This window comes from Rheinheimera sp. (assembly GCF_020217005.1).
Lineage (GTDB): Bacteria > Pseudomonadota > Gammaproteobacteria > Enterobacterales > Alteromonadaceae > Pararheinheimera.
Genome location: NZ_JAIWOI010000185.1, coordinates 1 through 10,000, shown reverse-complemented (window position 1 = coordinate 10,000; position 10,000 = coordinate 1). Strand labels below are relative to the sequence as shown.

The window sequence follows — 10,000 nt, the reverse complement described above, 5'->3', positions numbered from 1 at the left end:
TAGGTTTTGCCGATGCCATGCTTTTGTCTGAGCTGCTGGAACAGGCTTTTGCGCAAGGCAAGGATTTTGCAGATCCTGAGTTATTACTGCAGTACCAAAACACACGTCAGCGTGAAAATGCGCTGATGATGTCGGCTATGGATCTGTTTTATCAAAGCTTTAGCAGCAGCCTGCCTCCTGTGCGTTTTTTACGTCAGCTCGGTTTAGCAGTAGCAGAAAAGGCTGGCCCGCTCAAACACTGGGTCAGCCGTTATGCGGTGGGTATCAACTGAAATTGGGGTCAGATCACATTAGTTATGCGTAACTAATGTGATCTGACCCCATTTTTATTTTTTCAGCAAACGCAGCTGATAAAGTCCACCTGCTATGCTGCCGGGCTTGGCGACAAATTTGATCCTGAAATGATCTGCATTTTTCGGCAGCAGCTCATTAGGGATTGGGTAATCAACCTGATACCAGTTCGGTCCCCGGCCATCTTTTAGCTCCACATCGGTGAGCTTGTGATCATCCAGCCAGATCTCAAAGGCTCGACCAGTATCCAGACCAAAATATTCCAGCCTTAAAGTCAGGTTTTGCTTGCCCTTGTGACTTAACTGATAACTAAACCAGCTTGTACTGTGCCGCCAGTGTCGGCCTAAATTGATACCAGCTTCGCTTTGTTCACCCAAATAAAAATGATCCGACTCAGGCTGCTGCTCGCCAGGATAGACTTTATCCAGCGTTTGTTGCTCCAGTAATGCTGCGGCTTTGTCTTGCTGTTCCTGAGCCTGCTTTTGTTGTTGCCAACCTTCCAGGCTGGTGTGCTGAAAGTAGATTTGGTATCTGCTGTCGTGTAGTCGGAAAAAAGGAATAAGCTCTGGCTGACCTTGCATAAAGCCCTGGCCTGTACTGAAGCCCAAAGCTTGATTGGACAGGCGTTTTACACTGGCAAGGAAGTTTTTTGGCTCGCCAATATAAAGGGGGGCAGCAGACACCGGGCAGCTTGGGCCTGAAGCGATATGACCCATCCGGCTGTCATCCGCAACAAAGTTTAACTGTTCGTTTTTAAAAGGTGTGCTGCGACTGGCCAGCACTACAGGGCCGTACAAAACGGCAAAATAATCAGCTGTGGCTGGCATAGGCTCCAGACTCAACGCCATCTGCAGCTCAAGTTTTACTCTGTCCCCTTGTTGCCATGGGCCCGCCAGCAGAATATGTTCACCGGCTTTGGCCGTTACCTGTACGGCTTTGCCGTTACGCCAGACGTTCACGGCACCAGCCCAGGACGGATAACGCAGCTGCAGGTTCAGTTCGCTTGCTGCATCAAACAGCAATTCAGTGCTGGCTTCATCCGGGAATAAGGTCCGCTGCTGCAGTTTTATTTGAGGAGTGTTTATGCTGGAGGCTATCCACAAATTCACTTGCAAAGCGTTGTTATCCAGGCTGTAAATAAATTCGCCATGTTTACTGTGGCTTTCTATACCAGAGCCAACACAACACCACATGCCTTGATCCACTTTGGAATAAACCCGGTAATGTTGCGGCCGCATCGAAGTAAAATAAACAAAACCGCCATGCTCCGGATGTTGGCTAGCCAAAATATGGTTCCACAAACCCCGCTCATAATAATCGAGGTATTTGCTCTGGCCGGTCTGGCGGTACAACAGCATAGAGAGTTTCAGCATATTGTAGGTGTTGCAGGTTTCCGGCCCTTCGACTTCATTCAGCATAGGGTTGAAGTCGTCTTTGGGATGGAAATGCTCGCGCACGCTATTGCCGCCTATAGCCACAGTGCGTTGCTCTACCACCAAAGACCAGAAATATTCAGCCGCTTTGAGCCAGTGTTGATCGCCGGACAATTCGGCAATACGGGCTATACCCACCACTTTAGGAATTTGAGTATTGGCATGCAGGCCAGTCAGCTTGTCTTCGCCTTTTAGCAGCGGCTGCAGAACACGTAATTCGGTAAAATCTTTGGCCAATGCCATATAGCTATTGTCATCAAAAATAACAGCCATATCAGCCAGCACTTCGTTCATGCCACCATGTTCGGTCAGCAGTATTTGCTGGATTTGTTGCGATGATAAATTTTTCACCAGATTTTTCAGCCAGTTGCCATAATTGAGCAACAGGGTTTTGGCGCGCTGATCGCCGGTTTGCTGGTAGATATCCCGTAAGCCTGCGAAGGTCTTATGAATATTGTAAAAAGGCACCCAGTGTTGATTCAGGCTAAATAAATCGGCTTCAATCTGGCCTTGCTGAATTTGTTGCCATAAGGCCTTACTGCCGGGCACGCCGCCTAAATAACCTTGCTGCGCCTGCTGGATCTTCTCCAGTTCAGTGAGCAGATAATCCAGTCGCTTTTTGACCTGTTCATCGGCAGTAGCGCTAAACATAAAAGCCAGAGCACTTAAGTAGTGACCCAGCATATGCCCATCTAAACCTGTATTTTCCCAGTTGCCATAAGACTCAGCCTGATGCGCAATGCCTGCTTCACGACGCAGTGGTGCCAGTAATTTATCTGCATCCAGCGCCAGCAAGTACTTCAGATTGGTTTGCTCTGAATGTAAAAAGGGGCCGTCGGCTAAGCGCACTTCTTTGAGTGGCACAGTTGGCAAGGTAACAGCGTGCACGTAGAAACTGGTGGCCAAAAACAGGGAAAATAATAGTCGCATGGCTTTATATCCTTGGGGGCAGAGCCAAGGCTCTGACCCTGTCATGACTGCTGAGCTTATTCCTGTAGAGAAGGGCGGCCAAAGACCGGCATGCCATTGTCGTCCCAACGCAGGGCTTTGACATAGGTATGGCGGTTTGGATCCCAGAGTGGGTCGCCCACTATTTCGGTATAAGTGCGGGCGTGATACACCAGTAAGTCAGTTTTTCCGTCGGCGGATACCGTAAAGCTGTTATGGCCAGGGCCATAGACTTTGTGCTCAAAGCAGCTTTGCAGCACTGGCTCTTTTAGCTTATGCCAGCTTTGTGGGTCCATCAGGTTGGCCTTTTCATTGGCCCACAATAGCCCCATGGCATAGTTTTCATCTGTAGCGCTGGCGGAGTAACTGATAAATACTTTGCCGTGACGAATCAACACACTGGGGCCTTCATTGACCCAAAAACCACGAATCTCCCAGTCAAATTCAGGTTTACTCAACAGCACAGGCTGGCTGCTGATTTTGTCCGGTGTGTCCATAGTGGCGATATATAAATTGCTGTTGCCTTCAATCTGATTATCTTTTTGCGCCCATAAATAATACAGCTGGCCTTGGTGTTCAAAGGTGGTTGCATCGAGGCAAAAGGTATCGATGCCGGTATCTATCTGACCTAAAAACTGCCATTGCCCTGCAATAGGGTTGGCGTCTTTGCAGCAAATTACATACATACGGTGTTGAAACAGCTTGTTTTTAATCTCACGGCTGGGTGCTGCGGCAAAGTAGATATACCAGGCTCCCTGACGGAAATGAATTTCCGGTGCCCAAATAAGCTCGCTATAAGGCCCTGTATCTGGCTTTAGCCAGGCCGTGATGGGAGTTGCCTGCGGCAGTTCTTCGATAGTACGGGCACGGCGTAACTCGACTCTGTCATAGGCCGGCACTGAGGCGGTAAAATAATAATATCCATCGCTATGGCGATAAATGCAGGGGTCGGCCCGCTGCTCAATTAAAGGCGTTAACAGTCGCATAAAAACTCCGCTGCGTTATTCGTAAAAAATTTATTTGGCATTGGCCAGCTGCACTTTAGCTGTGGCCTGCTCAGGCTTTGGCGGCTCGATTTGGCCTGCCACCATGTCCTGGTAAAAGTTGTCGGTAATTTTGTATTTGTACATCAAAAGGCCCATCAGCAAATGGAAAAAGCCTGGGATCACCGATAACATCAGCGCTATACCCAATAAGCTGAATTCGCTTTGCACCTGATCGGGTTGATAATCAAAAAAGGTTAGTAAGCTACCCACCACAAAACCCGCTATGCCCATGCCTGCTTTCTGGCAAAAGGAAATACCACCAAAAGCTAAACCTGAAACACGCTGGCCTGTTTTGTGTTCACCATAATCCACAGCTTCGGCTATGGCTGACCAGAACACAGGCGCATGCAAATCCACCACAAAAGACAATAAGAAATACAACACAAAAGCCAGCCAGATATCACCGGGTTTCACCAGTACAAACAGCAGCACACTTAGCACAGCGACTACAATCTGACTTGTACGGAACAGTTTTACTTTGCAATGATGCTTAGTGATCCAGGTGGACGCCACCATGGCCAGAATAGCGGCGACCACGCCGGTCGATAAGAAGGCGGATAGCATAGTGGCGTCACCCCCCAGATAATACTTGGCGTAATAAGCAGCCACTGAGCCACGAATGACATAACCAATAGTGCCAGTGACACAAACCGCACATAAAATCAGCCACTGATCATTTTTTAGTAAAAGTTTGAGCTGACTGAAAAAAGCTTTGGTTTCTACCTGATGCTGTAAACGCTCAGTGGTATTAAAAAAGCAAAATAAAAACAATAAGCTGGCCATAGCGCCCATCAAACCCATAGCCGCCTGATAGCCAGCGGCTAGCTGACCTTCGCCCCACTGAGCTGCTAATACCGGCACTATGATGGTGACTAAAAAGGCGGCGATTTTGGCGAAAAATAAACGGTAGCCATTGGCGGATAAACGCTCCTTAGGGCAGTCGGTTAACACGCCAATAATGGAAATATAGGGGATAGTGACAGCGGTAAACATCAGGGTAACGAAGATGTAAGTGGCATAGGCCCACACCAACTTACCGTTGTAATCCAGATCTGGTGTAGAGAAGGTCAAAAATACCGAGATACCAAAAGGGATGGCCATAAACAGGAAATAATGCCGGTAGCGTCCCCAGCGGGTGGTGAATTTATCGGTGAGCATGCCCATCAAGGGGTCTGTCACTGCGTCAATCAGTCGCACCACCAGGAATAAAATGGCAACGTCTGCGGCTTTTAAGCCAAAAATATCGGTGTAAAAAAAAGTGATGATCAACATCATGGAAGAAATCACGACATTGACGGCCATATCGCCGGCGCCAAAGCCAATTTTTTCCATGACAGATAGTTTATAACCTGCCATTCGACTCCCCTGTGGATTAGGTCCGTTTTATGCTCAGTTTTTCTCGCCTGAGGTAAAACCCCAGTGGATCCCGATGCTAAAACTTATTTTATTTGGTTTATGGTCTTATAGTATTACTAATGAGTTGGGCTGACAAGCCAGAAAAGCTTTTCGTCTTTTTGCCTTTTATTAGTAATTATCTATTTGTTTTTTAAAGCTTATTTTTGTTTTTATCTGCTGTGTTCAGCCCAATACGCAGCAGTGGTGTTGCTGCTTGTCATTGCTTGCTGAACTGAACTTATGCTATTTGTAATACAAATTCAACTAAAACAGGATGGGCTGTATGGACAAGCCAAAATCTCTTTTCGCTTTGCTTAAGTTGTCATTTTTCAGTGGTTGCTGTCTTTTTCTACACCAACTTCAGGCCGAACAAGTCAGTATTCATGACCCTGTACTGGCCAAAGAAAAAGGCCAGTATTTTTTATACAGCACTGGCCCTGGTATTACGTTTTACCAGTCCAGCGATCTGAAAAACTGGCGTTTAGGCGGACGTGTTTTTGCGGATGAACCGGCCTGGGCCAAATCTGTATCGCCAGGCTTTGATGGTCATATCTGGGCGCCTGATATTATTCAGCATCAGGGCAAGTTTTATCTGTATTACTCCATCTCTGCTTTTGGCAAAAACACCTCGGCCATAGGGGTGACAGTCAACACTACTTTAGATCCTAAAGATCCCAATTATCAGTGGCGGGACCAGGGCAAAGTGCTGCAATCTGTGCCACATCGGGATTTATGGAATGCGATAGATCCGGCCGTGATACTGGACGAACAAGGCCAGGCCTGGATGAGTTTTGGCTCCTTTTGGGGTGGGCTGAAATTGGTGAAACTGGATCAAAGCCTGACTCGTATAGCGCAGCCTGAACAGTGGCATACGCTGGCCAAAGCAGAGCGACCAGCCTTTGTCGATGACGCCGCCCCTGGTCCTGCTGAACTGGAAGCCCCTTTTCTCTACAAAAAAGGTCAGTATTACTATCTCTTTGTTTCTTATGGTAAATGTTGCCGAGGTAAAGACAGTACTTACCATATGGTGGTGGGGCGTTCTGCCAAGTTGACCGGACCTTATCTGGATAAAAATGGTAAAGATTTAGCTATGGGCGGCGGTTCTGTTTTATTAAAAGGCAATAAAGATTGGCCAGGTTTAGGTCATAACTCTGTTTATGCAATGGATGGCAAAGATTACTTGGTCTTTCATGCCTATGAAATGGCTGACAAAGGCCTGCAAAAGTTGAAGATCACTGCATTGGAGTGGGATAACAACGGCTGGCCTTTGGTGAATGATAAAGACTGGTTGGGTTATCAGAGTGAGCTGGTTCGCTAAATTCTGAGCTTTGGTGGCAGACTGCAGCAGCTGTTGTTTTTCTCCGGGTTTCGTTTTAGACTCTTATGGTCATATTATAATACAAATATAATGTATCCAGACCAGACAGGGTTAGCTATGAAATTGAACACTAAAACTTTGCCCGGCTTTACGGGCCACCGTTTGGCTTTGGCTGTCTGCCTGTTTTGTACGCTGCTGGCTTGTTCGCCCAAGCCACAGCAGCAGACTGTGGCCGCATCCTCTGACACTAAGAACGAAACAGCGACAGAACGTCAGAGTTTTACCAATCCATTATTTGCCAACGGTGCCGATCCCTGGCTGGAGTACTGGCAAGGCAATTATTACCTGACCACCACCACCTGGACTTCTCAACTGGTGATGCGTAAATCACCGACTCTGGCGGGTTTAGCTACAGCTACCCCGGTGCATGTCTGGTCTGAGACAAATCCGAAAAGCTGCTGCAACTTTTGGGCTTTTGAATTTCATCGTTTGCAGGGGCCTGATGGACCACGCTGGTACATGCTGTACACCTCAGGCAAGCAGGAAAACCTGGACGGTCAGCATTTATCGGTGCTGGAAAGTGCAGGGGACGATCCTATGGGGCCTTACCAGTACAAAGGCTCACCTATGCCAGATAGCTGGAACATAGACGGTAACTATCTGGAGCATAAGGGGAAACTGTATTTACTCTGGTCCGAGTGGCTGGGGGATGAGCAGCTCAACTGGATCAGTGAAATGTCCAATCCCTGGACTTTAACGGGCGAACGCATGGTGTTATCCCGTCCTTCATTACCCTGGGAGCAATCGGGCCGGAAGGTCAATGAAGGCCCGGAAGTGCTGAAACACCAGGGCCGTACTTTTGTCATTTATTCGGCCAGTTTTTGTGATACGCCGGATTACAAGCTGGGATTACTTGAATTGACAGGCGAGGATCCCATGGATGCGAAGTCCTGGACTAAAGCACAGCAGCCCGTGTTTGAGCGCGGCAATGGCGTGTTCGGCCCAGGCCACAATGGCTTTTTTACCTCACCGGACGGCACAGAAAACTGGCTGGTCTATCACGGTAATAATAAAGAAACCGATGGTTGCAGTGCGACCCGTTCGGTCAGGGCACAACCTTTTCGCTATAAAGCCGATGGCAGTCCGGACTTTGGTACTCCGGTGCCTGAGGGGCAAATCCTCACTGCTCCTTCTGGTGAGAATGGCCCTTTGACTGTGGTACCTGAAGGGGTGAGATGGCAGTTAATGAATAGGTCTGATCAGCTCTGTCTGACGCCTTCTAAGCAAGGAATGACAGCGCAACTTTGTGGTGACCAGGCTCATTGGATTTTAGATCCTACCACTCAAGGTCGTTACCGGCTGGCTACAACTGAAGGTGTGTTCCTGGCTGCAAACAATCAGCTTTCTGCCTGGGTTAATCAGCCATCTCAGCAATGGCAGCTAAAAGCAGGCCCGCAAGGATACTACCAGTTGTTGAATGCTTCAGATCTAAAGCCACTCGCAGCCTCAAATTGTACCGCAGAAAGTAAGTCTTTATGTCTGGACTGGTTACTAGTGCCAGTAGGAAAGACTGTTCTGAGCAGCAGACAAAGCGGCAAAGTGTTCAGTACAAAACAGTGCATTGCCGGAAAGCAGGCTTTGGTGACACAGCAAAGCTGGACTAAACAAGACTGTCAGCAATGGATTTGGAAAGCAGGGCAGGCAGGTTACCTTCAACTTCAAAACAGTCAGAGCCCACAGCTTTGCTTACAAGTAAAACAGGATGCATTAGCAGTGGGCGCTGAGTTACAACTCGGTGATTGTGCGACTAAATCCAGCCAGTGGGCTTTACAGGTTCTGGAAAACGGCGCTTTGTCGTTGTTTTCACCACATACCAAACAATGGGTTGATGTACCTGGCTGTAGCTTGTTTGATGACGTGAACCTGAAGCAGGCTCCGGCATCTGCGGATAGTTTATGCCAACAATTTCAGCTCAGAGCAGCAGATTAAGTCTGAGCTATGTTAAATAGCCTCTAAATTAACAATAGCGAAAGCTGTTCGTTCTGGTGCTGTTTTGTTGTCAATAAACAGCGTCAGACTATAGTTATTAGTCATTGCAGAGTAACTAACCTGTAGATGTAGGCGATTATTGTCTGGTTGCGGACTAGGCTGAAAATCAAGCACAAAAGTAGAGTTGGCCAAATGGCTTTGTTTATATCCGGCTGCGGCTTCAGGGGCAGATTTTAGCACTTGGTCGAGCAAAGCCAATTGCTGCTCCAGTGTTTTTGCTGAAGCGGCATCAGCTTCAGACTCTGCATACAACCAAACTACAGATCCAAACTGTACACCTATCTGTGTCAATAAATGGCTGGTTTTTTGCCTCAGTAGCTGAAAATCCGTACCCTGGTAAAACGTCAGCTGCAGTGCGGCAATTTTATCTTCGGCCCACTGGATCTCCAGTTGGGCATCAGCTTCAAACAACTGAACCTTGGTTTGGCTTAGTACTTCGGGTTTAATCTGTGCTTTTTCTGTACCCAGGGCCAGTTCAGGTAACTGAAAATCTGCTGCCAGCAAAGCACCGCTAAACATCATCAGAAACACCAAATAAAAGCCACGCATACTCAATCCCCACTTACTGACAGCCACTGAGGCTATAAGATAGCAGTAATAGGCTGTATCCATAAATAATTTATGCTATTCAACAGTTTGTTACAGGCGAACGTGCAGTTTTTTCAGTTAAACAGCACCCGTCCCTGGGTTTTGTTTTTGGAGAGTTAATCGAATGCAGCTCTGCAGTCTTTATTCGCGAAATTTGGAGGAAACGGTATTCAGTTCCTGCGCCAGTCCACGTAATTGGTCCGATATATCAGCGACGGTATTTTGTACCTGTATAGTCCGGCTAAACGAATCTGCCATTTGATGGGTATTGTCCAACACCAAACTGGCAACCATGGTTTGTTCCTCTGTAGCTGTTGCTATTTGAGCATTCACCATATTAATTTTGTCTATTTCCTGATTGATCAGTTCGATAGAGCTGCCTGCTTCGGCTGTTAGTACTGCACTGTTATTCGCTTTGGTAACCGCCTGATCCATCAGTCGTACCGCGCTATCAACGTTTTGTGTCAGCTTGCCCAATAAGTCGCGAATAGTTGTGACCGAAGATGCTGTTCGGGAAGACAGTAAACGGACCTCGTCAGCAACCACCGCAAAACCCCTGCCTTGCTCACCGGCACGAGCTGCTTCAATGGCGGCGTTAAGGGCCAGCAGGTTGGTTTGATCGGCAATATCATTAATGCTTTTCAAAATACCGCCCACTTCCTGAGTCTGCTTGGCGAGATCGGTAATCACCGCGCTGGTTTGCGCTATCTCACCGGCCAAATCTTTAGAAGCCTGGACTGAGTAAGTAGTTTTTTCGTATCCTTGCTTAGCAAGGCGGCTGGCATCATTAGCGCTACCAGATGCAGCATTCGCAGATTGGCTGATGTCTTTCACGCTGCTCTGCATTTCTTCCATAGATTGCGACACAGTGTCGGCATCATTTTTTTGCTGACTGGTCATGCAATCCAGTTCTTTCATGCCTTTAGCCAGTT

The 10,000-nt window shown here is 47.6% G+C and carries 7 protein-coding genes and 1 pseudogene; 3 read left to right on the top strand and 5 right to left on the bottom strand.

All coding sequences use genetic code 11. The features are described 5' to 3' along the window. A pseudogene (gene ubiF / locus LDL40_RS09010) lies at positions 1-272 on the top strand (2-octaprenyl-3-methyl-6-methoxy-1,4-benzoquinol hydroxylase); the annotation flags it as partial. A 54-nt stretch (positions 273-326) separates the two neighbouring features. On the opposite strand, the gene LDL40_RS09005 reads toward ubiF, so the two are convergent. From LDL40_RS09005 to LDL40_RS08995, 3 genes are read right to left on the bottom strand one after another with little or no spacing between them, the layout of a single operon-like run. Then, a complete protein-coding gene (locus LDL40_RS09005; RefSeq protein ID WP_300994970.1) occupies positions 327-2,654 on the bottom strand; it encodes a beta-L-arabinofuranosidase domain-containing protein in 2,328 nt (775 codons plus the stop codon). Positions 2,655-2,710: 56 nt separating this feature from the next. Continuing rightward, complete coding sequence (locus tag LDL40_RS09000; protein WP_300994969.1) at positions 2,711-3,658, bottom strand: glycoside hydrolase family 43 protein; 948 nt, start codon at positions 3,656-3,658, stop codon at positions 2,711-2,713. Between the two features lie 30 nt (positions 3,659-3,688). Next, positions 3,689-5,074: an MFS transporter gene (locus LDL40_RS08995; protein WP_300994968.1), complete on the bottom strand. Its 1,386-nt coding sequence runs from the start codon at positions 5,072-5,074 to the stop codon at positions 3,689-3,691. 322 nt (positions 5,075-5,396) lie between these two features. On the opposite strand from LDL40_RS08995, the gene LDL40_RS08990 reads away from it, so the two are divergent. Together LDL40_RS08990 and LDL40_RS08985 are read left to right on the top strand one after the other, a co-directional pair. Beyond that, positions 5,397-6,431 carry an arabinan endo-1,5-alpha-L-arabinosidase gene (locus LDL40_RS08990; RefSeq protein ID WP_300994967.1) on the top strand — a complete coding sequence of 345 codons (1,035 nt, stop codon included), beginning with the start codon at positions 5,397-5,399 and terminating at the stop codon, positions 6,429-6,431. Positions 6,432-6,548: 117 nt separating this feature from the next. Then, positions 6,549-8,420 carry a family 43 glycosylhydrolase gene (locus tag LDL40_RS08985; RefSeq protein WP_300994965.1) on the top strand — a complete coding sequence of 624 codons (1,872 nt, stop codon included), beginning with the start codon at positions 6,549-6,551 and terminating at the stop codon, positions 8,418-8,420. Between the two features lie 12 nt (positions 8,421-8,432). Here LDL40_RS08985 and LDL40_RS08980 read toward each other — a convergent pair whose 3' ends face one another. Beyond that, positions 8,433-9,029, bottom strand: a complete 597-nt coding sequence (locus tag LDL40_RS08980) for a hypothetical protein (RefSeq protein ID WP_300994964.1) — start codon at positions 9,027-9,029, stop codon at positions 8,433-8,435. A 180-nt stretch (positions 9,030-9,209) separates the two neighbouring features. After that, positions 9,210-10,000, bottom strand: a 791-nt coding sequence (locus tag LDL40_RS08975) for a methyl-accepting chemotaxis protein (protein WP_300994963.1), incomplete at its 5' end; no start/stop codon positions are given.